This window comes from Bhargavaea cecembensis, from assembly GCF_001619585.1.
GTDB classification, from domain to species: Bacteria; Bacillota; Bacilli; order Bacillales_A; family Planococcaceae; genus Bhargavaea; species Bhargavaea cecembensis_A.
On the sequence record NZ_LQNT01000009.1, the window covers coordinates 979,855 to 1,004,080 of the forward strand.

Sequence of the window (24,226 nt, forward strand, 5' to 3'; positions counted from 1 at the left end):
AAGATGGGGAATCCGGGCAGTACACGGATTCCCCATTCGCAAAAGGACGTGACCCTATGGCAAAGAAGCTTGCCAGATTCGAAGAAATCATTCTTGTATCCACGCTTGTCCTGATGGTCCTCCTGATCTTTTCACAGGTGGTCGGTCGCTACCTCTTCCAATCCGCTCCAAGCTGGACAGAGGAACTGGCCCGGTATATCCATATTTTCCAGGTATGGATCGGCGCCAGCTATGCAGTGAAGCTAAGGCAGCATATCCGGGTGGAAGCCTTTATCACCCGCCTTAGCGGTACACCACGAAAAATCCTGGAGACCATCAGCACACTGATCTGGTTTTTGCTGGCCCTGTTTCTCGCGGTCATGGGCACCAAGCTCGTGATGATGAGCATTGAATTCGGCCAGGTGAGTCCGGCGATGCAGCTGCCGATCTGGATTCCTTTTCTGGCCATCCCGCTCGGTTCAGCCGGAATGGTCTTCCGCCTGGCACAGCGGTTTATCGAAATCTGGCGAGGAGACTATGAGGATCCCCCAATCGAGGAGACGATGATATGACAGTCGCATTATTGTTCGGAACACTGTTTATCTGCCTGCTGATCGGCGTGCCGATCGCCATCTCTCTAGGGGTTGCCGCACTTGTTGCCATCTATTTCGGATCGACCTTGCCCCTTGAGATTATTTCGCAAAAAGCTTTCACGTCACTGGACTCATTTCCGCTGCTCGCCATTCCATTCTTTATGCTCGCAGGTATCCTGATGGGCAAAGGCGGTGTGTCCAAGCGACTGCTTAACCTGGCGACGACGATCGTCGGGTGGATCACCGGCGGACTCTCGGCCGTGACCATCGTTGCCAGTATGTTCTTTGCTGCCATATCGGGTTCGGGCCCTGCAACGGTGGCGGCAATCGGCGGATTCATGATTCCCGAAATGATCCGGAAACGATACGACAGCGGCTTCGCCGCTGCGGTTTCCGCCTCTGCCGGTTCCATCGGCGTCATCATCCCGCCCAGTATCCCGTTTGTCCTTTTCGGAGTCATCGGAAGCGTCTCCGTCGGCAGCCTTTTCCTCGCCGGAGTGATCCCGGGGCTTCTGATCGGGATTGGCCTGATCATCACTTCCTACATCATTGCCAAGAAAAAGGGGTATGTGGCGCAAGATATCGACGGCTTCTCCATGAAGGATGTCCTGAAAGCCACCTTTGACGCCAAATGGGCGCTTCTCATTCCGGTCATTATTTTGGGAGGCATCTACGGAGGTATCTTCTCCCCTACTGAAGCAGCCGTAGTCGCAGCTGTGTACGCCTTCTTCGTCGGGAAATTTGTCTACAAGGAATTGAGCTGGGAGGACGTCTTTGAAAGCTTCCGCGAATCGGTGGTCATCAATGCCACGACGATGATCATTATCGGATTGTCGGTGTCGTTCGCCTACTTCATGACGCTCGAACAGATTCCGGGCCAGCTAGCCCAGATTCTTACCGACTTGTCGTCGAACCCTCTTGTTATTCTGCTGTTGATCAACATCCTGCTGCTGATTGTCGGAATGTTTATCGACACCATCTCTGCACTCGTCGTGCTGACGCCAATTTTGCTGCCGATCGTTACAGAGGTCGGCGTGGACCCTGTGCATTTTGGCGTCATCCTCGTCGCCAACCTCGCCATCGGGTTTATCACGCCTCCGCTCGGGGTCAACCTGTTTGTTGCTTCCAGCGTCGGCAATGTGAAGTTTGAAAAGATTGTAGTTGGTGTGATTCCGTTCCTGCTTACGATGATCATCTGCCTGCTTCTAATTACGTATGTTCCTGCCCTGTCCACATGGCTCCCAGGATTATTTGGCTGAAACAGTCAAATAATCCTTTCCCAAAAATACAGCTGTATACAGTATACAGAGTGATCGTGAAGGACGTGAAACTGCATGAATTCGTTGATAACGCAGATTAACGAGAATGCCGCAGGAATCTCCATACCGGGCATCCGCGTGTTTGCAAACAAAGTCAACCTGCTTCCCGACGGCATCAATCTGACCATCGGTGAACCTGACTTCCCGACTCCGGAGCCGATCAAACAGGCCGCGGTCGCAGCCATTACGAACAACCTGACCGGCTACTCCCATAATGCTGGCCTGCTCTCTCTCCGAAAAAGTGTTTCCAGGCATTTTCATCAATCATATGGATTCGCTTATGACCCGGAACACGAAATCCTGATCACAAACGGCGCAAGCAGCGGAATCGATGCCGCCCTGCGGACGATTCTGAGAGAAGGAGATGAAGTCATCCTCCCCGCTCCGATCTACTCGGGCTATGATCCGGTCATTAGGCTTGCCGGCGGTGTCCCGGTTTACCTGGATACATCGGACACTGGTTTTAAACCCGACCCTGTACGGCTTGAGGCGCTCGTCACGCTCCGGACAAAAGCGGTGATCCTCAACTATCCGTCCAATCCGACCGGCGCCACTCTTGACCGTGACACGACCGACCGGCTTGCCGATGTGTTGAGCCGGCATGACCTGTTTGTCATTTCAGATGAAATCTACAGCGAGAATGTGTACAGCGGACCACACATTTCCTTGGCTTCCTATCCATCTTTGCGGAATCAGCTCATTCTGATTCACGGGCTGTCCAAGTCCCACTCGATGACGGGCTGGAGAGTCGGGTTTGTTCTCGCTCCGCGATTTCTGACCGAACAGATTCTGAAAGTTCATATGTCCAACTCAATCTGTGCTTCCTTGCCTAGTCAGTACGCGGCGATTGAGGCTCTTGAAACCTGCCGGGACATCCCGAAAGAGATGAACAAGGCGTATATCAGACGGCGTGATTATGCACACCGCAGGCTAACTGAAATGGGGCTGGACGTTGAGCTGCCCACTGGCGCCTTCTACCTGTTCCCTTCGATCACCAGAACCAGGCTTGGATCATGGGAATTTGCAGAAAAGCTTTTGGACAGCCAACATGTCGCAGTTGTTCCGGGTGGCTCGTTCACTTCATACGGTGAAGGCTTTATCCGGATTTCCTACGCCACTTCCATGGACACCTTAGTGAAAGGTCTGGATCGGATGGAGACATTCCTCCATGAACTTCAACCGTGAACATTAACCATGAAAAGCAGCCGACCGGCTGTTTTTTCTTTTGCCAAAAAACTTCAAAGTACCCCCTTGACACCCATGCTCATACTCGTTTATCATTCCATTAAATAATATTTATCTGAAAACATAGTAAATATTATTTTATTCATGAGTGCTCCTTGGAGGCGATATACTGGTACCGACTATTTCAGACTGTAGGTGATTGAAATGCGGGTTAGAAGTCGCAGCGAGGAAGTCGTCAATGCCCTCGGAAGAGACATTGTCAACGGGGTCATCTCCCCTGGAGAGCGTCTTCCCAAGGTGGAGGAACTCAGTGAGAATTATGGTGTGAGCCGGACGGTGATGCGGGAGGCGCTGCAAGGTTTGGCGGCACGGAAAATCATCCGGGCCAACCAGCGCTCCGGCACGGTTGTGCTACCCCGCGAGGAGTGGCAGCTTTGGGATCTGAGTGTCATGTCGTGGCTGAGCGAGTCCGAACAGCGGAAAGACAAGTTCCTCCTGGACCTGACGGAAGTGAGGCTCGGACTCGAACCTGACGCTGCCGCACTGGCAGCCAAACATGCAACGGAAGACGAGAAAGCCAAAATTACCGCCTGCTTTGAACGCCTGGAACAGACATTGGATGATCCGAAGGCATGGGCAGCGGCAGACTTTGACTTCCACTTGAGCATCATCGAGGCGTCCCACAATCAGCTCATGGCCGGCCTGCTGAGACTGCTGCACAAAGGCCTGATCCTAAGCCGTGAAAAAACGGTCTCTTCTTTGAACGAGCACACCGAACTGCAGCAGGAAAAGCCGACGACCGAGATTCTGAACCGGCACCGGAACCTGTATGAAGCGGTGATGTCAGGCGATGCCGACCGGGCAAAAGCCGTGATGACCGACATGATTCTGAGAGTACGGCAACTGATTGAAGCATCACAAAAACAAGACAACTGAAGGGAGTTTTGAAGATGGGGATTCAATTGGTACGTTTTGAAGATCAGGGGACAAACAAATGGGGCGTTGTGGACGGGGAGAACGTGAAGGTTCTAGACAACAGCTCCAAGACGCTGGCTGATTTCCTTGAGACTGGACAAGCAGAAGCAAAAGAGGCCATCGGCAACGATACCCTCCAAACAGTGGCACTTTCGGAGATCACACTCCTGAGCCCGGTCACCAAGCCGGCCAAAATCATCTGCCAGGGGGCCAACTATTCCACGCACCGTGAAGAAGCGGGCATGGAGGCGAAACGGCCGCCGTTCAACATGATCTTCGACAAAGCGAACAGCTCCCTCACCGGTGCGTATTCGACCGTGGTCAGCCCCGAACATGTCAAACTCCTCGATTATGAAATCGAGCTTGGTCTCGTAATCGGCAAAGATATTACTGAAGAAACAGCGGTCACAGACGACAACCTGCATGAATACCTGGCAGGAATCGTCATTGCCAACGATGTTTCCGCGCGGGACGTCCAGCTTATCCAGGGTCAATGGCTAAAAGGCAAAAGCTACCGCACGTTCTGCCCGGTTGGCCCCTACCTTTACCTGCTGGATCAGGAAGACGTTCCGCTCATCCACAACCTGGAACTCAAGCTTTGGGTGAACGACGAGATCCGACAGGAAGCCAACACGGAACAGCTTCTGTTCAAGCCAGCCGAAACGATCGCTGAACTGTCCGGGGTCATGGACTTCGATAAAGGCGACTTGATCTTGTCCGGCACGACCGGCGGCGTGGCGCTGAACCTGACTCCGGATCTGCTCGTGACTGTCTCTAACCCGACCATCGCCGCCGACCACCGGCTTGAAGTGCTCGTTGAAGCCCAAAGCAAAAGCGGCCGCTACCTGAAAGACGGCGACGTCATTCGCGCCAGCATCAAAAGCGCTGACGGTAAAATCGATCTGGGCGAACAGAAAAACAAGGTACAGGCACCCGCTCTCGTCTCTTCCAAGGCATAAATTGACCGGGTGCCCTGCACCCACGGACAAATTGTATGCGCTTACACTAATAAATACTGGAGGTCAGACATGACGAAGACACACGCTTATGACGTGATCGTGATCGGCTACGGCCCTGTCGGCAAGATGGTGTCCGCCCTGCTTGGGCAGAAAGGTTGGAACGTAGGCGTTTTTGAACGGTATGACCGTCCCTACGGACTCCCCCGTGCGGTGAAATATGACCACGAGATCACACGGCTGCTGCAGAAGATCTGTCCTGTCGAAGATATTAAAAGAATTTCAGTGAAGGTTCCCGACAACTATGTCTGGTGCAATGCAGACCGTGTCCCCCTCCTCGAAATAGACTGGTCGCAGGACGGGATCTCCGGATGGCCGGCTGACATGCTGTTCAACCAAGCCGAACTGGAAACGATCATGAATAAAGCCTGTGAAAGTCAGCCTTCAGTGACGATCAACCTCGGCTACAACGCGATTCATCTCAATGAGTATGAAGACCAGGTCAACGTCCTGTTCAAATCCGTCAACGGTGAAGTCATCAACACCGCCGCCAAATATGTCATCGGCTGTGACGGGGCAAACAGCTTTGTCCGGGACAACATGGAGCACACCGTGAACGATCTCGGCTTCTATAATGATTTCCTCATCGTGGACATCATCCCGACAGAGGAAATGGAATTCACGCCGATGAACCTGCAAGTCTGTGATCCAAAGCGGCCGACCACCTGTGTGTCCGGCGGGCCGGGCAGGAGACGCTGGGAGTTCATGCTGCTTCCCGGTGAAACCAAGGAAGAGTTTAAAAGCCAAGAAGTCGCATGGAAGTTTCTTGAGCCATGGGGCATCCATCCTGGAAATGCAAAAATGGAGCGCCATGCGGTCTATACATTCAAAGCCAAATGGGTGGACGAATGGCGCAAAAACCGGCTGATGCTGGCAGGAGACGCTGCGCACTTGACCCCGCCGTTCATGGGACAAGGCATGTCATCCGGCATCCGGGACGCTGCCAGCCTGGCTTGGAAGCTGGATCTGCTGCTGAAAGGCATCACGGATGAATCGATCCTGGACACGTACACAGAAGAACGCAAACCCCATATGGAGAAGCTGATAGAAGCCGCAATTTACCTCGGAAAAATCATCTGCATCACAGACGCGGAACGCGCGAAACAGCGGGACGAACAGTTCCTGAGCGGTAACTTCCCTCCATTCCCTGCTTTCCCGACCCTTACGGAAGGTGTATTCGACCAAGGCGGAAGCGAAAAAGAGGCCGGATTGACCGGGCATCTTTCCCCTCAAGGAATGGTCGAATATAACGGCAAGAGCGGACTGTTCGATAACGTCGTCGGCCAGGGCTGGGTTCTCCTGGGAAGGAACCACGATCCGAGAGAGTTGCTGAATGAACAGCAGATCCAGATCTTAGAGGACATCAGTGCGGTGTTTGCCAAAGTCGTCCCTCCAGGACAGCCTGAATCGGATGCCGTCATCGATACAGAAGGAACGTATGAAGCATTCTTCCGCACAAACAATGTTGAAGTCGCCCTGTTCCGTCCGGATTTCTACATTTACGGTGTCCGCAGCCAAAAGGAAGACCTGCCAACTTTGGTAGAAGGACTCTCCGCTCAGCTTATTGAACAAACCGACATGGCAAATGCACGATAAATCAGGAGGTAGATGACAATGGCAAACGTAAAGGCATTCCGGCTGGTGTATGTGAATTTCGCTTCCCCCAACGCTGAAAAGATGAAGGATTACTATATCCGCACGATGGGATACGTCCTGACGAAGGAAGAAAGCGGCGTCATTTATCTGAGCAACGGCTTCGACCATCACAACATCGTGATCACCCCCGCCCTGGAGAAAAAAGTCCTGAGCTACGGCTACCAGCTGGACGGGAAGCTCACACATGAAGAAGTCCAGGCCAAACTCAAAGATATCGGGATCTCCTCCGTCCTGAAAACAGATGCCATTCCGGGGGTTTCCGAACTTGTCGAACTTCATGATCCGGACGGCAACACTGTCCATATCTTCAACGATATCGAACATACCGCGCCGGGCTTTGCCCAATCCGGCATCGTCCCGCAGAAACTCGGCCACCTCGCCTTCTATGCCAAAGACTTTAAAAACGTCATCAAGTTCTATGAGGAAGCTCTCGGATTCATGTTCAGTGACCAGATCGGCGAAGACTTTGCCAACTTCCTCACCTGCAACACCGATCACCACGTCATCAACATTGTTGCGTCCCCAACCAAAAGCCAGACGCTGCACCACATCGCCTTCCAACTGAAAGACGCCAGCCACCACACCATCAGCAGCGACCTGCTGGCCAAGCACGGCCACCCGGTCATCTGGGGACCGTCCCGTCACACCTCCGGCCATAACATCGCCACCTACCACTATGACCCGGACGGCAACGTCGTCGAACTGTTTACGGATATGGATGTCTACGTCCCGGAACTCGGAATCTACGAACCCCGCCCATGGCACGAATTCCTTCCGCTCAAACCACGCGTGTGGGATGGTCTCAGCGCCTGGGGGACTGAGTTCGAAGTCGACTTGGCGAATGTATGAATGAAGCCGGCACCCACTACTAGGGTTGCCGGCTTTTTTGTTTGGTTAGAACTCAAGTGGCGTTCGTTGTGACTCACGCTTGGATGGTGGGGATTCGGAGGGGGCTTAGTGGGAACTGGTGCGAGATTGATCGCGATTCACTTTCTATTCCCGCTCCGTTCGCCCCCATACCTCCCCATGACCCCATCCATGAACACTTCGATATATTCCCTGCTCTCTTTCTGAAGATCAAACGTCTCTCCGAACGCATGCCAATCATACAATGTGCCGCGCATGCAGCGGGTGATCTGCCAGGTGAGCCGTTGGATGTCGACATCCTTCTGCAGTTCTCCCCGTTCAATCGCTTCCTTGATCATTCCTCTGACAATCCTGTATAGGCTCCGCTCGGAGTTGGCAAAGAAGTTTTCGTCGGTGTCGTTGAGGCCGCTGATGTAGACGGTCCGCATCAGGTCTTTGCCGAGGATGTTTGCAAGGTAGTCCATCTGCCCTTCGAACAGGAGCAGAATCTTTTCATTAAAGGAGGCTTCCTCCGGGATGGTGCGGACGAATTCTTCGTAGAAGGAGTCGATCTCCTTGAATTTCTCGATGAAGATCCCGTACTTGGATTTGAAGTGGCCGTAGAAAGCGCCTTTGGAGCTGTTGCTCTGTTTCACGATTTCATCGACACTGACGTTGTCGAAGCCCTTTTTATTGAACAGTTCCAATGCCGTATCGAACAGCCGCTGCTTGGTCTGTTCTGCCTGGGTTTGCCGGTTTGTAGTGGTCATGATGGTCCCCTTTCAAGACTTTATATTAATTATTCTAAATATTGTTGACATACCAATTCACGATTGCTTATATTATAGACTATAGTCTAAGACCGCGGTCTACGAAAGTTGTAAGCGCTTTAATAAGGGAGGCCACAACATGGATATCATCGGAAACCGGACACTGCGCACGGTGTTGAAGGAAAAGGCAGAGCAGTACGGGGACAAGGAGTTTATTACATTTGAAGACGCGAAGGGCGACCAAACGCGCAAGACTTACAGAGAGTTTCACGAGGAAGTGTATGCATTCAGCCGCTCTCTTCTCCACCTCGGCATCAAAAAAGGGGATCACTTCACCGTCCACCTGCCGAACAACACGGAATTCCTGACCATCTGGTTTGCGGCAGCAGAGATCGGTGCCGTCATGGTGCCGACCAACGTCCTGTCAACCGCAGACGAGATGAACTATCTGATCAATCACTCGGATTCTGTTTTGCTCATCACCGAAGAAGACTACCTTGAGAAGTTTGCCAGCATTAACGACGAGATTCCGAATATCCGGCACACGATCCTGACCCGCTCCGAAGGTCATGAGGGAGCCTATTCCTTCGATCAACTTGTCGAAGTAGGAAAACAACTCGACATCGAACTTCCTGAAGTTCACACGGAAGATGTCGTCGGCATGCTGTACACTTCCGGAACGACGTCCAAGCCTAAAGGCGTCCAGGTGACGAATGCGAACTACATCTTCACCGGCGAGCTGATGTCCAAAACGATTGGGCTCACGCCGGATGACCGGACATTCACGGTACTCCCCCTCTTCCACGGCAACGGACAGTACTACACCTGCATGCCGGCACTGATGGCGGGCGGAAGCATCGCCCTTACCGAGCGGTTCAGTGCTACCCGCTATTTCAAGCAGGCCAAGGCGCTCGGTGGGACGGTCGGTTCCCTGTTCGCCGCTCCGATCCGCATGATTCTTTCAAAGGAGTACGACCCGGCAGACCGGGACAACCCGCTCCGGCTCATCCTGTTCGCCCAGTCGGTGGGACAGCAGGAACTCGACCAGTTCGAAGATCAGTTCGATACCCGCCTTTATCAGCTGTACGGCATGACCGAAACTGTCGGGATTCCGCTAATGAACCAGCCACACGGAACACCCAACAACCTGAGTATCGGACGGCCGACTCTCGGATATGAAGTGAAGCTGATCGATGAGGAAGGCAACGAGGTTCCTGCAGGACAGACCGGGCAGATTGCAGTGAGAGGTGTCCCTGGCAGGACGATCATGAAAGGCTATTTCAAGAACCCCGAAGCCACTGCCGCCACCGTCCAAAACGGCTGGCTGATGACCGGCGACAATGCCAGGCTTGGAGAAGACGGCCGCTTTTACTTTGTCGACCGCCTGAAGGACATGATCAAACGTTCCGGCGAGAACGTTGCGGCCGGTGAAGTGGAAAGCGTGCTGACCGATCATGGAGCCGTATACGAAGCAGCGGTGATCGGCGTCCCTGATCCAATCAAAGATGAAGCGATCAAGGCGTTTGTCATCTTGCACGATGGCGCTCAGGCTTCTTCGGAAGAACTGCTGGCCTACTGCCGGGAACGTCTCGCCAACTTCAAGGTGCCGGATACCATCGATGTGGTTCAAGACTTCCCGAGAACCGCCGTCGGAAAAATCCAGAAGCATCTGATCCGCCGATCCGTCCTCGCATGAGGATACACACTATTAACAGGAAGAAGGCATCCATATGACGAAGAAGAAAAAAGGAAAAGTCCTACTCGCCAGCCTCTCCGGCTCTGTGATTGAATGGTACGATTTCTATCTGTACGGGACGGCGACCGCGCTGGTGTTCTCGACCCTGTTCTTCCCTAACCATGACCCGGCCATCTCCATTCTGATCGCCTTCGCCACATTCGGCGCCGGGTATGCGGCACGGCCGATCGGCAGTATCATCTTCGGGCATATCGGGGACAGGATCGGGCGGAAAGCCTCGCTCATGCTGACCCTGATCGGGATGGGCGGAAGTTCCTTCTTAATTGGGTTGCTCCCCACCTACGCCCAGGTCGGTGTGCTGGCCCCTGTCCTCCTCGTCATCTTGCGCCTGATCCAAGGCATCGCACTCGGCGGTGAATGGGGCGGAGCGGTCCTTCTGGCAACGGAATCCGCGCGTAAAGGGCTTCGCGGCCTGTTCGGTTCCATCCCGCAGCTGGGCGTGCCGATCGGGCTTGTCCTCGGAACGTTCAGCTTCACCGCCATCAGCGCCTTCACGACCGAAGCGCAGTTTATGGCCTGGGGCTGGCGCATCCCGTTCCTGTTCAGTGCGGTACTGATTGTACTTGCCATCTGGATCCGGAGCACGATTGAAGAAACACCGGAATTCCAGAAGAAGAAAGAATCCGGACAGATTGCGAAAATCCCGGTGGCTGACCTGTTCCGCAACAATAAAAAGGACCTGTTCCGTGTCATCGGTCTGAAGCTTGGTGATGGATTCTTCAACGTCTTCCTCATGTCATTCGTCCTTGTCTACGCGACCACCTATGTCGGATATTCGCGTGACCAGGCACTCCTTGCCCTGACACTCAGCTGTGCCACGATGGTCATCACGATTCCAATCGTCGGCTACATCTCCGACTTTATCGGCCGTAAAACGATCTACATCGCTGGACTTGTCGCCATGATTGCCCTGGCCATCCCGTACTTCCTGGCAGTCCCTGCAGGCACCGGCTGGTTCTTCACGATGCAGATCCTTCTGCTCGGCGTCGTATGGGCATCGATCTTCGCCACACAGGGAACGTTCTTCTCCGAACTGTTCCCGGCCAACGTCCGCTACACCGGACTCTCGCTCGGCTACCAGGTGGCCGCTGCCATCGTCGGCTTCGGCCCAATGCTCTGGGCCACCATGGGCGACCGGTTCGGCGCTGCCCCGTACCTGTTCGGCGGCTTCATGATCGGCGGACTTCTGATCTCCCTGATCCTGTCCATCTTCTCGCCGGATACACGCACGTTCACCCAGTACGAAGAGCATGCGGAACTTGGGGATCTTGAAGAACCTGAACTGAAGCTCGCGCCCTCGGGGAGCAATAGTTGAATCATTGAGGAATGAAGAAAAGCAGCCGACTGGCTGCTTTTCTCTTTGCCTTTAAGCACTACTTATCGAGGTGGTGATCCGCTACGAGCGGTCCTATCCGAATGACAGTAAGTGAGGCAAGACGGTAGTTCACCTCTCCGACGATCCCTGTCGGAACAACAGACAAATTATCTCCTGCATGTAAGCCAATCTGAATGGTCTTTCCTGTGTTGAGAACTAAACTAGCATTTCCATTAACGGCAGCTTCGAATGCGACATCAGGAGTAAAGAAAGCGTCATTGACTCTTATGAAGAAAAATGCCTGCTGAGCAGATGGGCTGTCCGGAAATAAAACAGAAAGTGATGCCGTTACTTCATATACCCCGCTATTCTGTACGGTGATTGTATTTGTTGCAGGATCAAAATCGGTATTTAAAAGGGGTCCATGAGCATCAAATTCTATAGGAACCTCGTCTATTGCAGGGCTGCTCTCAGCATTTCCATATAGTGAGCCGAATGCAGGCGCAGTCAGCTTAAACATCAATATCGAAACCGTCAAAATAAGTCCGACCAGTACGGAGACATTCCTGGCCCTTTGCCGGTTGCGTTTATGTGTTTGAGACTCCGCCCCATTCCCCTCTTCAATCTGCAAGTAAAAGCCTCCTACAATCATCTGTTTAACCGTTAGCGTATGCCCGGACAAATAATCGAGGACGGCTTAAGGCTCAGTTTCTCCAGGGTTTTGGAGGGTTACGATCTGTTCACAAGTGTATCTCCAATTAACTCTAAACCAGCTCAATCATCACTTCACCATCTGCCCTCTCAAGGAACTTGATCATATCCTCAACCAATTCTACCGCCACTTCTTTTAAACTTTCCATCCGACCAGATTTCCTTACGTCGAATGCCTTTAACTGCCGGATGGTTAATGGGATGTCCTCAATCGGTTGGGGTTCATCGTACCAGCCCTCCAGATAAAAGTAATCCTTAACGATGCCTTCCTTTTCGATTCCGCTGTCAAAGAGGACATCCATGATCGTGTCGAAATAACCGTCCCATATAATTAGTTGGTCTTCGCCATTAATTAAAGTGATCTGATGCTCGCCTTCAAAGCCATCGTAGTATGTTGTGTTGATCACATCAGTCCCCCTTAGCCTACAACAAGTCACTCGTACTCGATGAATACCTGTCCTTCTGCATTCTCAAGAAATTCGATGAGTTCAGGTAATACTTCCATTAGCGTTTCTGTCCCTTCAGTTTTATCCAAATCAAATGCCCTAAGTTGATTAATGGTTAGCGGGATATCCTCAATAGGCCATGGTTCGTCGTACCAGCCTTCCTGTTTGGAATACACTTCGGGCATTCCTCCCTTTTCAACTTCTGTTTTTAGGATGGAATTAAGGATGATGACGAAATAGCCATTCCATATAATCATTTCTCTGTTTTCGTCTCTAATCAGGAGTTCGGGTTCGCCTTCGAAGCCATCGTAGTATGTTGTATTAATCAAACTCGTGGTCAATCCTTTCACTTTATTCCTTCATTCCCCAATAAGGATCTGAGATGTTGTCTCCCGCCTCCTTAATGGCTTGCTCGATTTCCAGTCTGATTTCTGGAGACATTTGATCCTCGTCCAACGACTTTTTGATCTTTTCAAAACAGTTTTCGAGGCCCAGCATTAAAACAATGGATAAATTCGCATCGACTTCGTCATAGGTTTCGGTGTTCCACAGTTCACAAAGTTCCTTATCGATTTCAGATTTAATTTCAGGGGCTAATATTTCGTAGGTCAGGGCTTGCCTACTCGCCAATTCGAATAAAATCTCTAGGAATTCATGACTCTTATATACTTTTTGTTGATACAACTCAAGAACTTCCTTAAACAGCTTGTTCAACTCAGCGGTGGATATGATATCCGGTAACTTCTCATAGTCAATTAATTTTGAACGCGCGGGTGACATTAAGCCTTCCCCCTTCCAAATGACTTTTCTATTCTCCTCATCTTCTCAAATTTGCAGAGGATCAACACCATTCAAACGGCTTAAATACCCCAGAATGAATGCCCAAACTCCGCTGATTTTCCAATGGGCCATTGAGCGCGACGGCAATCCCCCTTCAGAACGCTTCAGCATATGATGATGGGACCCATCAATAAGGGAGTGATGATCAAGTGACATTTTACATGAACCAGCAACCCCCATCTCCCCCACCGCCATACGCTCCACCTAGACCGTTTCCTTCACACTATCTCGTCGACTGTTTATACAATTACACGTATGTTTGGCTGGTGACCGGGGAGAGCTTCTGGTTTTACCCCACCTACCTCCAATACGGGGAGGTTGCAGGTTATCGGTGGACCGGACGGACCTGGACGTTTGATGGTTTCGATGAGCGATTGGTTGAGACGGTTTCCTGTAATCCGATTCCGACTCTCTATTAATGCCACGTGATTATTCAAGCCTTCTCTTTAACAACTCGTTCCTTCATGCAAAAACCCGACAGGCAGCCGCCAGTCGGGTCTCTTCATTTTTACACTTACTGATTTACACGCTCAACCGCCTGGTAATGATAGACGGTCTGATAAAGCGCAATGATCTCTTCACTTGTCGGCACCTTCGGATTGTTCGCAGGGCTGCCGCTTTCCAGAGCGTCTTTGGCCATTTTTTCTCTGGCATTCATGAATTCCTGCTCGTCGATGCCCCATTCTTTCAGGTTCGGGATGTTCAATGAGTGGCAGAGTTCCTTGACCGATTGGACGGTCCGTTCTGCGGCTTCTTCATCCGACATCTCTTCATCCGGGGAGAAGATCCGGCCGATGTCCGCCAGCCGCTCCACGCAGGCATCTTTGCTGTACTCCAGGACTGCGGGAAGCAGCATGGCATTGGAGAAGCCGTGCGGGACATGGAACAGCGCGCCTATTGGCCGGGACATGCCGTGGACCAGACAGACGGAAGCGTTCGAAAAGGCCATTCCCGCCTGCAACGCCCCGAGTGACATCGCTTCTTTCGCTTCGAGGTCTTCCGCATTGTCATAAGATCGCTGTAGATTGGCCGCGATCAGCCGGATCGCGGAAAGGGCCAGCATGTCCGTCATCGGGTGTGCTTTCCTGGAGATGTACGCCTCAATGGCATGGCTGAGCGCATCGACGCCTGTTGCAGCGGTCACATTCGCCGGCGTGGAGAGCGTCAGCAGCGGATCGACTATCGCGGCCTCCGGCATGAGTGCAGGCTGCTTGATCATCATCTTCACCTGGGTAGTGGTGTTGGTAATGACAGTCGCGTCCGTTGCTTCTGCTCCTGTTCCGGCAGTAGTTGGGACTGCAATATGCGGCACCGGCCGCTGATCGGCCATTTTCCGGCCGCCCATGTAGTCCCCGATATAGCCCCCGTTCGTCGCCAAGATCGACACCGCCTTTGCCGTATCGATGCAGCTCCCGCCCCCCAGCGAGATGATCAGGTCGCAGCGCTCCTCCCCGAAGATGCGGAGTGCCTCAGCCACATAGTCATCGGTCGGCTCCGATGCAACACCCAAATAGACAGCGCTTTCAATTTGTTCGTTTTGAAGCAGTTTCCGGCACTCGTCCACATAGCCAAGCTTATTCATGATGGCATCACTGATGATCAGCGCCTTGCTCCCCTTTAAGTTCAGCACCTGCTTGCTCACCTGCTGAAACGCCCCTTGTAAATAAACGATGGACGGTGGTGTCAGGAACCCCTTACTTGCATTCATGATGTTTCCCCCTTTTGTTTGAACGGTGTTCTGAAAAAAGCGTAGCTTACCAGAAGATAGAATGTCAATATATTGTGCCTTATCTGTCTCTTTTGACTTTATAAGGTTCTCTGGAATCATCTGCCTTACTCGTAAACGCCTTACCAAAATAAAAGCCTCACTTGAATGGTCGTTCAAGTGAGGTGTTTGTTCTATGTTGTCTGATCGTTAATGAATATGCTTCGCTCTTAACCCCTGAATTTTTTTCCTCCAGAAGTCTTCATCCTCCAAGAAGTCAGGTTTGGAGTAATCGGCAGTACGTTTAATGATGACCTGTCCGACTTTCTCATTCCCATCAGATGTAAAAGCGATCACTTGACTGCCATTAACCTTTGGTGAAACGACAGCCTTTTGACCCTTCTTTTTAATCACGACTTTTTTATTCATTGGGCACCTCTCTTAAGACTTCTTCAACGCTTCTGATAAGCTCTGCGTTAGCATCGAGCATTTCTGTCAATTGTTCAGGAGATAGATGGGCCCTGCCTTCAAGGTTTACGGAAATCACATGCTTGCTGATTGGAAAACACGCTAAGTACGTATTTGCAATGGAGCTTTGCAACTTCACTACTTGTTCCTTTGAGGTTAAGTAGCTGTCCACTACAAGAATTTTGTCCTTATCCTTCTTACCGTCATTTATGGAGAACGGGTAAAACCGGTCAATGCCAACGTCACCGGAGAGATACTGCATCCCCTCTTCTGTTGCTTCCCAAACCCCTACGCCAACCACAGAAAAATCGGTCGGGCAATGATAAGAGTCACGGATCGCTTCGTACAAACAATCATATAGAGGGCTCTGGCCCCGCAATAATAACTTGGTGAATCGTAAATAAAAACGACGAATTTTAAGCAATAAAGTTAAATCTTTCTCCATTTCCCTTAGCAGGTCGAATGGATCCGTATAGAGCTTTAAGTCGGCAATACGTCTTTTAATTTGACTGCATGCCCGACTAACCGCAGCTTCATAATTTTGATCGTGCCTGACTTCGTATTCAAGTGCCCCGAGTCCACTAAAGTCAGAAGGTAATGTAAAAACATCATTTTCCGTCACCTGGTTTGGGACCAAAAAGAACACTCTTTCCCTTTTTAGCTTTCCCCAAAACATTCCCATCTCAAACACTGTGTTATCCCTTGCCCTATATGTGCTTTCTCCCCTTGAAATCACAAGATCATCCGGGGCGAATACAAACACAGCAAAGTCATTGCTGGCCAATTGCTCGTCCAGATCTTCCAGAGTGTAACGGCTCGCTCCAAAAACTCCAGCCGTCCAAGGAGTAACTTCTGCTACATAGCTTAGCTGTTCATGGATGGCTTCGACATACACTTGGGCTTCTCTTGATGAACCGATAAAAACCCTTGGCTTTCTGTTATCCATAGGGCCTCCTTAGACTCAGAGTTTATAAAGAGATTGAGAACGTTAGTTCCCTCTATTATACTCCATATTTCTGAATATTCAATTCCATAATGGTTGGTTGTAATTCATTAGGGGCTTGGTAGGAACTCAGATTCCCCTTGGTTGTAACTCGGGGGTACCTTGGTGGGAACTCAGCTGGTGGTCGGTAATCACTCACTCCCCCAAGGAAACCACTCACCCGCAACAAAAAAGCCACCCGGAGAGTCATTCTCTCCAGGCAGCTCCATTCCCCTATCCTGCCATCTGCTGCGGGAGATACAAGGCGATTTCAGGGAAGATATAGATTAGGATGATCAACGTGAGTATCGGAATCATGAACAGGAAGGCACCTTTAAAGATGTCGGTGAGTTCCAGTTCTTTGGTGACGCCCTTCAATACAAAGACGTTCATGCCGATCGGTGGTGAGATCAGGGCCATCTCGACAACCAGCACGATGATGACGCCGAACCAGACCAGGTCAAACTCCAACGCCGCCAAAACGGGCATGAGGATCGGGATGGTGACGACCATCATGGCGAGGGAGTCCATGAGTGCGCCCAGGATGATGAAGAGCAGGACGATCAGGGCAAAGATCATCGCTTCGGACAGGTTCGCGGACAGCAGTGCATCGGCGAGCATGTTCGGGAACCTGGTCAGTACGAGTACATAGTTCAGGATAAAGGCGCCGATGATGATGGCGAAGATGAAGCCGGTGGTCTGCAGGGTGCTGACCATGGCTTCTTTGAATTTCGCCAGGGTCAGTGTCCGCTTAATTAAACCAATCAGCATGGCACCGAGCGCGCCCACACCGGCGGCTTCCGTCGCGGTGAACCAGCCCAGATAAATGCCGCCCATGACGACGATAAACAGTAATGCGACCAATAGATTACTCGGCAGCGAGGCGAACCGCTGTTTCCACGAGGATTTCTCCATCTGTTCGGTCTGCGCGAGTTTCGGGTTGATCAGGACAGCCGCCCAGATGGTGATCATGAAGAACAGCGTGAGCAAAATCCCCGGGATGATGCCGGCGGTGAAGAGCGCCCCGACGGATTGTTCGGTGATCATGGCGTAGACGATGAACGTCGTGCTCGGCGGAATCAGGATTCCCAGGGCGCCGCCTGCGACAATCGTGCCGCCGGTCAGGCTTTTGCTGTAGCCGCCTCTTCGCATTTCGTCGGTCGCGATGACGCCCATCGTTCCGGTCGTCGCGACGCTGGATCCGGCGGCGGTGGCGAACAGCGCGGAGGCGCCGATCGTGGAGATGCCGAGGCCGCCTTTCAGGTGGCCGAACCAGTGCTTGCACGTTTCAAACAGGCTGTTCGTAACGCCTGAGGCAAACAGCAATTGCCCCATCAAAACAAACAACGGAATTGTGCTCAGTGTATAGCTGAAGCTCTGGCTCCAGACAATGCTGTTGACGGCAGCCAATAGCGTATCGATTCCCCGGAGATAGATGATACCGATCGCGGCCGGGACGACCATGGAGATGGCGATCGGAATCCGGAGGAACATGAGGAAGAGGACACCTAGGATGACGATGAGTCCAACGATTTCAGTCGGCAACGGTCTTCTCCCCCTTCAGGTCCGCGACCAGCTTGAGTAGTGCCTCAAGCCCCCAGGAAAGGAAGCCAAAGATGACGAACAGCTTGAACGGGACATATGAGATGCCGAGCAGATCGGATTCCTGGGTTTTCAGGTGGGACAGGAATGCCCAGCAGACGAGCAGGCAGAACGCCAGTGTAAGAAGATGGGCAATAAAGTCCATCACGCGCTGCATTGAGGGCGAAAACTTGTCCACAAAAAGCCCGATCGAGATATGGGTGTTGGTGGCTTCGCTGAGGGACAGCGAGCCCATGATCAGGACGACCATCACGAACTGGACAAGTTCGATATCGCCGATGATCGGGTTGCCCGTCGTCCGTGCGACGGCGAAGACGAACACGGCCGGGAACATCAGGCCGAGTGCGATCAGGCCGATCCATTTATTGATGTTCGTCAGAAGACGGACCGGTTTCTGCAGGAGCTCCATGCTTTCCCCCTCTTTCTTTTCTATCATTCACGATTTAATCTACCGGGTTATCGATGCCCTCTTTTTCTAGGGTTTCTGCGAAGAAGTCCATCATTTCCTGGGCGTTGTCGTAGCCCCGCTTCTCCGCATGCTTCACCCAGTCTTCCCAGATCTGACCGGCAGGGGCGCGGAATTCTGCGAGTGTTTCGCCTTCAGGTACGATGACGCGGCCGCCCTTGTCCGCCACTTCTTTTTCAAACTGGACCAGGGCTTCGGCGGTACCTTCGGAGTACATTTTCGAGTTGAGTTCGCTCAGCTTCGGCCCGAAGTCGTCCTCGAACTGCTTCTGAAGGTCGGCCGGCAGCTTGTCGAATGCCCGCTCGTTCATGAGGAACAGGAGGGTCGTGGCGCCGATATCGACTTTCGTCAGGTACGGCGCCGCTTCGAACAGGCGGAAGCCGTTCGCGCCGATTGCGGTATACGTCGTTTGGTCGACGGTGCCGCGGTCGAGCGCCTGGTAGTTTTCCTCAATCCCGAGAGTGACGGGCACTCCGCCCCACAGGTTGACGAGTTCGATGCGCTCTTTCCCCGAGACAATGACTTTCTTGTTTTTCACGTCATCAACGGTCTCGACCGGTTCCGTCGTGATCAGCTGGTAAGCATCAGTCGCGGAGATGGCGAGCGGGATGCTGTCTTCAAACTCGTCCTGCATGAATTCATCGATAAATGGTTGAAGGACTTTCGGGCTGTCCATCGGATCGAGGATCGCAAATGGCAGGTCGCCGAGCGTCAGCGGATAAGCCGGCGTGCTTGTCGAAGCACTCGGGCTCACGTAGCCGATGTCGTACAGGCCGCCTTCGATGTCCTCATAGGCGCTGGCCAGGTTGCCGAGCGCGCCGCTGTTGTAGATTTCAATCTTGACGCGGCCGTCTGTCTGTTCTTCCACGTATTCCGCCCACGGGGCGACGACATCGGTATGGAACTTGTGAGTCGATGCCGGCTGGATATTAAATGAATATACATATTCCGCCTTGCCGCTCCCGCTTGCCGAAGCACATCCGGAGAGGACGGCAAGCAAGACAAGCAGCATGACGCCGAGGAGGCTTTTTTTCATCTTCCGTTCCCCCTTATTTCTTCGCTTTTTCGAATCCGGCCATCTGGTCGGCGGTACCGCCGGCCGTCATGACGGCTTCCTGAAGTTCCGCGTCATAGTATAAAAGCGGATCAATTGCAGGAACAGCAGCGTTGACGATTTTCTTCGAGATGCGGAGCGGAGCAAACGACTTCGCTGTGAGCTTGCTGACGAGTTCGTCGGTCGCTGTTTCCAGCTCTTCGAGTGGAACGACCTTATTTACAAGTCCCATCTTTTCCGCTTCTTCTGCGGTAAACGTTTCTCCGAGCATGATGAGTTCTTTTGCTTTCAGCGGGCCAACGAGGTTGACCAGACGCGGCGTGCCGCCTCCGGAGAAGAACAGTCCGCGCTCGATTTCCGGCAGCCCGCCGTCCGCTTCTTCCGCCATGATGCGGAAGTCGCACACCATCGCGAGCGCCATGCCGGCGCCGCGCATTGGGCCGTTGATGGCCGCGACAGTGATCTGGTCGAGCGTGTCGAACTTGCGCAGGAACTCATGCCGCTGCAGCTGGTCTTCGCGGATCCAAGTCGTGTCGTTCGGATTGTCTTTCAGGAGCCCGCTCAGTTCTTTCATATCCGCTCCGGCCGAGAACACCCGGCCGTTCCCCGTGAAGACGATGACCCGGTAGTCGTGATTCTGGCGCACGTGGGTGATGACATCGTCGAGTTCACGGTTCATCTGAGCGTTCATGGCATTGGCTTTTTCCGGCCGGTTGAGGTTCACCCGTAGCACCGGCTTTTCGTCGATGACTTGAATGGTTTCGTAGTTGAACATGTTGCAATCCCCCTCTTCTCTGATTAAACGCTGTGGATAGAGCTTGTTGATTTCCACTTCAGGCGGACGCTTTCCGCGGGCATGGCCTTAGCTTCCTCGTCGCTACGCTCCTGCGGGATCTTCGGCTCATGCTATTCCCGCAGGAGTCGCCGCCTTCTGCTTCAATCAACTTCATTACAAACTTAGATTTGCCGTTCTTTCACTTTCCAGAAAGGTTCACGCAATGCTTTTTTGTCGACTTTGCCGTAGTTGGTGAGCGGGAATTCGTCGACGATATGGAAAGCTTTCGGAACTTTGTATTTGGACATGTTGTCTTTTGAGAAGCGGACGAGTTCTTCGTCGGTGATGGAGTCCTTCAGGATGACGAACGCATGGACCGCTTCGCCCCAGTCTTCGTCCGGCACGCCGATGACGGCGACCTGGCGGATGGCCGGGTGCAGCTGGAGGGCGTTTTCGACTTCCGACGAGTAGACGTTCATGCCGCCGCTGATGATCATGTCTTTCTTGCGGTCAAGCAGATAGATGTAGCCGTCCTCGTCCTTCGAGCCGACGTCGCCCGTATGGAGCCAGCCGTCTTCCGTTAGTGCTTCCCGTGTCTTATCAGGCTTGTTCAGATAGCCGGTCATGTTCGTAACCGCCTTGACCAGGATCTCGCCCGGCTCCCCTGCCGGCACTTCGTTCCCCTCGTCATCAACGATCTTCACCGCACTGAAGTACGCGGGCTTTCCGCAGCTCCGGAGCAGCTTGCCGCCTTTTACGTGGTCATCTTTTCGAAGCCATGTCGCGGCGCTCTGCGTTTCGCTCAGCCCGTAGATCTGGGTGAAGACGGGACCGAACCGCTCCAGTCCCTGCTTGAGCCGCTCCGCGGTAATCGGAGCGGTGCCGTACTGGATTGTGCGGATCGAGCTGACGTCAATGTCCTTGCCCTCCAGGTAATCCAGTAGACGGTAGATAATCGTCGGTACCAGGCTCAGGAACGTGATCCGGTTTTCCTCGATATGGCGGACGACCGTTTCCAGGTCGAACTTTTCTTCAATGAAGATCTCCGCGCCCATGATCAGTCCGGAATACGTATAGAGCCAGGCCGCATGCGGAAGCGGTGTCGTGACCAGAATCTTCTCGTCGTGATGCACGTCCGCATCAATAATGATCGATGACAGTGTGAGCAGTGTCCGTTCGCGTGTGTAGATGACGCCCTTCGGCTCACCTGTCGTCCCGCCCGTGTACTGGATGGTCGTCATGTCGTCCGAATCATTGCCCACTTCCGGGAAGATGGAAGACTCGCTGTCCTTAAACGCGTGCCAGTCCACATATTCTTCCGGCTGATTTTCCGGACCGTTCAGGACGACAATCTGGCGCACCGTCGTGAGCTTGTTCTTTACATTTTCGATGATCGGCAAGTACTGGTGGTCCACGACCATGATTTCCGCACTCGAGTCATTCAGGATGTACTCGATATCCGATTCCCTGAGCATCGTGTTGAGCGCAACCTTCGTCCCCCCCGAGAAATAGATGGCGAGTTCCGTGACTACGTATTCGATGCTGTTCGGAATAAGCATCCCGATCCGTGTATTGCGGCGGATTCCCGCACGGATGAACGCATTCGCAAGGCGGCTGGATTCCGCAAGCAAATCCTCATAATTCATTGACTTTCCGTCAGCGTAAAGCGCGGTTCTTTTTCCGTGGGTGGTAAAGCGGTTTTTCAGGAATGTATTAAAATCATTTGCAGGAGCAAACATTGTCCTTCCTCCCTATATAAATATTCCGACATTAAATCTTTTGAAATATACTACCATTCCGATCCCGAGCGGGATAATATGTATTGAAGATGAAATGATATGTACAACCTATCAATCAACCATTAACTTCCACCGGAGGAGTTCGCCATGGAATTGAGACATCTGAGGTACTTTATCGCCGTCGCCGAGCACCTGCATTTCGGGCGCGCCGCCCGGGAACTGAATATGAGCCAGCCGCCCCTCTCCCAGCAGATCGCCCAGTTCGAAGAGGAGATCGGTGCGCAGCTTTTCTACCGGACCAACCGCTCCGTCCGGCTGACCCCCGCTGGTGAACATCTCTTCCGCGAGGCGAAGGCCATCATGGGCAGCCTCGAGCGGGCGACCACCCAGGCCCGGAAGATCCATATCGGCGAAGCCGGCAAGCTTGCCGTCGGCTATACGGGGATGCTGAGCAGCAGCCTGATCCGAATCCTCCGCTCGTTCAAGGACCGGCACCCGGACGTTGAACTCATCCTCCACCGGATGTCGAGCGCCATGCAAAACGAAGCGCTGGCGGAACGCCGGATCGACATCGGATTCCTCTGTCCGCCGATCAATGGGGACACACTCGAATTCTTTCACCTGTACGACTATCCGTTCGTCGTCGCCCTGCCTTCCTCCCATCCGCTAGCAGGCGACGCCTCCCCGATCCGGCTGTCCGAACTGAAAGGCGAACCGTTCATCATGCCGCCGAGGGGCGAGGAAGCCGGCTACTTCGACCAGATCATCGCCCTCTGCAACCGTGCGGGCATCAGCCCCGACATCCGCCAGGAAGCGGAAGGCGTCACGACCATCCTCTCCCTCGTCGCTGCCGGCATCGGCATCTCGATCGTCTCGACTGCCGCGGCGGAGACCCAACGGAAGGAGATCGTCTACCGGGAGATTGAAGGCGCCGATGACGCCATTGGCCTGTACCTGGCGTGGAACCGGCAGGATGCCTCCCCCCTGGCGGAACGGTTCGCCCAGGCGGCGAAAGCATTGATCCAAAACCAGGACAATTAAAAAACGCACTCCATAAGAAGAGTGCGTTACGATTTATCGGCGGACTCTTCTCATCTTCAGGGATCACTCCCTCAGGAATTAGCACCGCTACAAGCATTCGCCTGCCGGTTGCCGGGCATCGTCGGGCCAGTCCCTCCGCCGCTCTGGATAAGAAGTATAAAAGTTTTAAGTTGTTAGTTAGTCGAACTATTTAGTAGTTTAACACCTTGAAGTGGATGGGTCAATGAGGTCCAGGCTGGATCAATTTCTTTATCCTTAAGTCCCAACCCGCCCTTCTGCCCTTAGAACTAGTTCGTTTCCTGTTTTTGTTCAGATTAGATTTTTTAAGTGGGTGTTTCACGCTATCCTTACAGTGAATGCAGCAGTCCCTATATGAATCTTTATTATTGCTCCCATTCTTCCTTCGCGTCCATAAAACTGTTCTCCAAAAATTCTCCGAAGTGATCTGCCCGCTTGCCGCTAAATCCTGCGGCCCGGTCCCAGGCAACTACCGGGCATTCATCATCCACCAGCTCTGTAGTATCCAAGCAGTAGTAAAATTCATCTACATCCTCAACGACCACAAACTTGGTGGGAAGATTATCCGTCTTCCGTAGCCTTTCCGTATTTGTAACTACATTTGGGATCGGCAGTTTTCCCGCACCCAAGATATCCACTCCGTAGATTCCCCCGGAGCCATAGTTTCTTAAAAACCATTTGTAGCTCGTGGGAAGGGTCGCGGCCAGTGCCTTTTCAATTTCACCAATCTTTGATTCAGAGATACCTCCGGTAAAATCAGTAGTATCTGCGTGTTCCTCAATGAGTTCTTGGAGTTCTTGGAGTTCTTCAAGTTTCATTTTTATCCCCTCTTATTATTATTCTTTTGTTTCATTTGTAAACTATAGCCAACAAGATACCGCCCCCTAAGGTCATTGAGCATCAACGCGAAATGGGTGTTTTTGAAGAAACCTGGCCTCTTCAGGACAACTATCTTAAATTAATTTTGAT

At 52.6% G+C, this 24,226-nt stretch carries 25 protein-coding genes and 1 riboswitch; of the genes, 10 read left to right on the forward strand and 15 right to left on the reverse strand.

Annotated elements, in window-relative coordinates; all coding sequences use genetic code 11:
- Window positions 1-56: 56 nt before the first annotated feature.
- From AV656_RS08335 to AV656_RS08365, 7 genes are all read left to right on the forward strand, one after another.
- Window positions 57-551: a TRAP transporter small permease gene (locus AV656_RS08335; RefSeq protein WP_063180763.1), complete on the forward strand. Its 495-nt coding sequence runs from the start codon at window positions 57-59 to the stop codon at window positions 549-551.
- Complete coding sequence (locus AV656_RS08340; protein ID WP_063180766.1) at window positions 548-1,831, forward strand: TRAP transporter large permease; 1,284 nt, start codon at window positions 548-550, stop codon at window positions 1,829-1,831. Before AV656_RS08335 ends, AV656_RS08340 begins: the two co-directional genes overlap by 4 nt.
- 75 nt (window positions 1,832-1,906) lie before the next feature.
- A complete protein-coding gene (locus tag AV656_RS08345) occupies window positions 1,907-3,076 on the forward strand; it encodes an aminotransferase class I/II-fold pyridoxal phosphate-dependent enzyme (protein ID WP_063180768.1) in 1,170 nt (389 codons plus the stop codon).
- A 204-nt stretch (window positions 3,077-3,280) separates the two neighbouring features.
- The gene (locus tag AV656_RS08350) at window positions 3,281-4,012 is read left to right on the forward strand and encodes a FadR/GntR family transcriptional regulator (RefSeq protein ID WP_156484821.1); all 732 of its coding nucleotides are present in this window, start codon (window positions 3,281-3,283) and stop codon (window positions 4,010-4,012) included.
- 14 nt (window positions 4,013-4,026) lie between these two features.
- The gene (locus AV656_RS08355; RefSeq protein ID WP_063180773.1) at window positions 4,027-5,010 is read left to right on the forward strand and encodes a fumarylacetoacetate hydrolase family protein; all 984 of its coding nucleotides are present in this window, start codon (window positions 4,027-4,029) and stop codon (window positions 5,008-5,010) included.
- 69 nt (window positions 5,011-5,079) lie between these two features.
- The gene (locus AV656_RS08360) at window positions 5,080-6,663 is read left to right on the forward strand and encodes a bifunctional 3-(3-hydroxy-phenyl)propionate/3-hydroxycinnamic acid hydroxylase (protein ID WP_063180775.1); all 1,584 of its coding nucleotides are present in this window, start codon (window positions 5,080-5,082) and stop codon (window positions 6,661-6,663) included.
- Between the two features lie 18 nt (window positions 6,664-6,681).
- Window positions 6,682-7,572 (forward strand): VOC family protein, encoded by an 891-nt coding sequence (locus tag AV656_RS08365; protein WP_063180777.1) that lies wholly within the window; start codon window positions 6,682-6,684, stop codon window positions 7,570-7,572.
- A 137-nt stretch (window positions 7,573-7,709) separates the two neighbouring features.
- On the opposite strand, the gene AV656_RS08370 is transcribed toward AV656_RS08365, so the two are convergent.
- The gene (locus AV656_RS08370) at window positions 7,710-8,339 is read right to left on the reverse strand and encodes a TetR/AcrR family transcriptional regulator (RefSeq protein WP_082818663.1); all 630 of its coding nucleotides are present in this window, start codon (window positions 8,337-8,339) and stop codon (window positions 7,710-7,712) included.
- A gap of 139 nt (window positions 8,340-8,478) precedes the next feature.
- Here AV656_RS08370 and AV656_RS08375 point away from each other — a divergent pair, with 139 nt between their 5' ends.
- Window positions 8,479-10,035, forward strand: a complete 1,557-nt coding sequence (locus AV656_RS08375; RefSeq protein WP_063180779.1) for an AMP-binding protein — start codon at window positions 8,479-8,481, stop codon at window positions 10,033-10,035.
- Between the two features lie 34 nt (window positions 10,036-10,069).
- Complete coding sequence (locus AV656_RS08380; protein WP_063180784.1) at window positions 10,070-11,410, forward strand: MFS transporter; 1,341 nt, start codon at window positions 10,070-10,072, stop codon at window positions 11,408-11,410.
- A gap of 58 nt (window positions 11,411-11,468) precedes the next feature.
- On the opposite strand, the gene AV656_RS08385 is transcribed toward AV656_RS08380, so the two are convergent.
- The 13 genes from AV656_RS08385 to AV656_RS08440 all read right to left on the reverse strand — a co-directional run bounded on the left by AV656_RS08385 (window position 11,469) and on the right by AV656_RS08440 (window position 22,198).
- Window positions 11,469-12,041 (reverse strand): hypothetical protein, encoded by a 573-nt coding sequence (locus tag AV656_RS08385; RefSeq protein ID WP_063180786.1) that lies wholly within the window; start codon window positions 12,039-12,041, stop codon window positions 11,469-11,471.
- A 133-nt stretch (window positions 12,042-12,174) separates the two neighbouring features.
- The gene (locus AV656_RS08390) at window positions 12,175-12,528 is read right to left on the reverse strand and encodes a hypothetical protein (RefSeq protein WP_063180788.1); all 354 of its coding nucleotides are present in this window, start codon (window positions 12,526-12,528) and stop codon (window positions 12,175-12,177) included.
- A 26-nt stretch (window positions 12,529-12,554) separates the two neighbouring features.
- Window positions 12,555-12,896 (reverse strand): hypothetical protein, encoded by a 342-nt coding sequence (locus AV656_RS08395; RefSeq protein WP_156484823.1) that lies wholly within the window; start codon window positions 12,894-12,896, stop codon window positions 12,555-12,557.
- 22 nt (window positions 12,897-12,918) lie between these two features.
- Entirely contained in the window at window positions 12,919-13,347 is a 429-nt protein-coding gene (locus tag AV656_RS08400; protein WP_063180792.1) for a hypothetical protein, read from the reverse strand.
- A 45-nt stretch (window positions 13,348-13,392) separates the two neighbouring features.
- Window positions 13,393-13,611, reverse strand: coding sequence for a hypothetical protein (locus AV656_RS16345; protein ID WP_156484824.1), 219 nt, complete (start codon window positions 13,609-13,611; stop codon window positions 13,393-13,395).
- A 310-nt stretch (window positions 13,612-13,921) separates the two neighbouring features.
- On the reverse strand, window positions 13,922-15,115 hold the full coding sequence (locus AV656_RS08405) for an iron-containing alcohol dehydrogenase (RefSeq protein WP_063180794.1): 1,194 nt from the start codon (window positions 15,113-15,115) through the stop codon (window positions 13,922-13,924).
- Between the two features lie 207 nt (window positions 15,116-15,322).
- Window positions 15,323-15,541: a hypothetical protein gene (locus AV656_RS08410; RefSeq protein ID WP_063180796.1), complete on the reverse strand. Its 219-nt coding sequence runs from the start codon at window positions 15,539-15,541 to the stop codon at window positions 15,323-15,325.
- On the reverse strand, window positions 15,534-16,526 hold the full coding sequence (locus AV656_RS08415; protein WP_063180798.1) for a TIR domain-containing protein: 993 nt from the start codon (window positions 16,524-16,526) through the stop codon (window positions 15,534-15,536). Before AV656_RS08415 ends, AV656_RS08410 begins: the two co-directional genes overlap by 8 nt.
- Before the next feature lie 270 nt (window positions 16,527-16,796).
- Complete coding sequence (locus AV656_RS08420) at window positions 16,797-18,107, reverse strand: TRAP transporter large permease (protein WP_082818664.1); 1,311 nt, start codon at window positions 18,105-18,107, stop codon at window positions 16,797-16,799.
- Window positions 18,097-18,573, reverse strand: a complete 477-nt coding sequence (locus AV656_RS08425) for a TRAP transporter small permease (protein WP_063180800.1) — start codon at window positions 18,571-18,573, stop codon at window positions 18,097-18,099. Before AV656_RS08425 ends, AV656_RS08420 begins: the two co-directional genes overlap by 11 nt.
- A gap of 34 nt (window positions 18,574-18,607) precedes the next feature.
- Window positions 18,608-19,666: a TRAP transporter substrate-binding protein DctP gene (gene dctP / locus AV656_RS08430; RefSeq protein WP_063180802.1), complete on the reverse strand. Its 1,059-nt coding sequence runs from the start codon at window positions 19,664-19,666 to the stop codon at window positions 18,608-18,610.
- Between the two features lie 13 nt (window positions 19,667-19,679).
- The gene (locus AV656_RS08435) at window positions 19,680-20,459 is read right to left on the reverse strand and encodes an enoyl-CoA hydratase/isomerase family protein (protein ID WP_063180804.1); all 780 of its coding nucleotides are present in this window, start codon (window positions 20,457-20,459) and stop codon (window positions 19,680-19,682) included.
- A 182-nt stretch (window positions 20,460-20,641) separates the two neighbouring features.
- A complete protein-coding gene (locus tag AV656_RS08440; protein ID WP_063180806.1) occupies window positions 20,642-22,198 on the reverse strand; it encodes a long-chain-fatty-acid--CoA ligase in 1,557 nt (518 codons plus the stop codon).
- 147 nt (window positions 22,199-22,345) lie between these two features.
- Between AV656_RS08440 and AV656_RS08445 the strand changes: the two genes are divergently transcribed.
- Window positions 22,346-23,239, forward strand: coding sequence for a LysR family transcriptional regulator (locus AV656_RS08445; protein ID WP_063180808.1), 894 nt, complete (start codon window positions 22,346-22,348; stop codon window positions 23,237-23,239).
- A 47-nt stretch (window positions 23,240-23,286) separates the two neighbouring features.
- Window positions 23,287-23,393, reverse strand: a riboswitch (SAM riboswitch).
- A gap of 229 nt (window positions 23,394-23,622) precedes the next feature.
- Here the strand turns inward: AV656_RS08445 and AV656_RS08450 are convergent.
- Window positions 23,623-24,075: an SMI1/KNR4 family protein gene (locus AV656_RS08450; RefSeq protein ID WP_063180810.1), complete on the reverse strand. Its 453-nt coding sequence runs from the start codon at window positions 24,073-24,075 to the stop codon at window positions 23,623-23,625.
- Window positions 24,076-24,226 lie beyond the last annotated feature (151 nt).

Bases quoted from the DNA above. Each gene is read 5' to 3' on its own strand.
- AV656_RS08335 (WP_063180763.1), top strand. From the start codon at position 57: ATGGCAAAGAAGCTTGCCAGATTCGAAGAAATCATTCTTGTATCCACG.
- AV656_RS08340 (WP_063180766.1), top strand. From the start codon at position 548: ATGACAGTCGCATTATTGTTCGGAACACTGTTTATCTGCCTGCTGATC.
- AV656_RS08345 (WP_063180768.1), top strand. From the start codon at position 1,907: ATGAATTCGTTGATAACGCAGATTAACGAGAATGCCGCAGGAATCTCC.
- AV656_RS08350 (WP_156484821.1), top strand. From the start codon at position 3,281: ATGCGGGTTAGAAGTCGCAGCGAGGAAGTCGTCAATGCCCTCGGAAGA.
- AV656_RS08355 (WP_063180773.1), top strand. From the start codon at position 4,027: ATGGGGATTCAATTGGTACGTTTTGAAGATCAGGGGACAAACAAATGG.
- AV656_RS08360 (WP_063180775.1), top strand. From the start codon at position 5,080: ATGACGAAGACACACGCTTATGACGTGATCGTGATCGGCTACGGCCCT.
- AV656_RS08365 (WP_063180777.1), top strand. From the start codon at position 6,682: ATGGCAAACGTAAAGGCATTCCGGCTGGTGTATGTGAATTTCGCTTCC.
- AV656_RS08370 (WP_082818663.1), bottom strand. From the start codon at position 8,339: ATGACCACTACAAACCGGCAAACCCAGGCAGAACAGACCAAGCAGCGG.
- AV656_RS08375 (WP_063180779.1), top strand. From the start codon at position 8,479: ATGGATATCATCGGAAACCGGACACTGCGCACGGTGTTGAAGGAAAAG.
- AV656_RS08380 (WP_063180784.1), top strand. From the start codon at position 10,070: ATGACGAAGAAGAAAAAAGGAAAAGTCCTACTCGCCAGCCTCTCCGGC.
- AV656_RS08400 (WP_063180792.1), bottom strand. From the start codon at position 13,347: ATGTCACCCGCGCGTTCAAAATTAATTGACTATGAGAAGTTACCGGAT.
- AV656_RS08405 (WP_063180794.1), bottom strand. From the start codon at position 15,115: ATGAATGCAAGTAAGGGGTTCCTGACACCACCGTCCATCGTTTATTTA.
- AV656_RS08410 (WP_063180796.1), bottom strand. From the start codon at position 15,541: ATGAATAAAAAAGTCGTGATTAAAAAGAAGGGTCAAAAGGCTGTCGTT.
- AV656_RS08415 (WP_063180798.1), bottom strand. From the start codon at position 16,526: ATGGATAACAGAAAGCCAAGGGTTTTTATCGGTTCATCAAGAGAAGCC.
- AV656_RS08425 (WP_063180800.1), bottom strand. From the start codon at position 18,573: ATGGAGCTCCTGCAGAAACCGGTCCGTCTTCTGACGAACATCAATAAA.
- dctP (WP_063180802.1), bottom strand. From the start codon at position 19,666: ATGAAAAAAAGCCTCCTCGGCGTCATGCTGCTTGTCTTGCTTGCCGTC.
- AV656_RS08435 (WP_063180804.1), bottom strand. From the start codon at position 20,459: ATGTTCAACTACGAAACCATTCAAGTCATCGACGAAAAGCCGGTGCTA.
- AV656_RS08440 (WP_063180806.1), bottom strand. From the start codon at position 22,198: ATGTTTGCTCCTGCAAATGATTTTAATACATTCCTGAAAAACCGCTTT.
- AV656_RS08445 (WP_063180808.1), top strand. From the start codon at position 22,346: ATGGAATTGAGACATCTGAGGTACTTTATCGCCGTCGCCGAGCACCTG.
- AV656_RS08450 (WP_063180810.1), bottom strand. From the start codon at position 24,075: ATGAAACTTGAAGAACTCCAAGAACTCCAAGAACTCATTGAGGAACAC.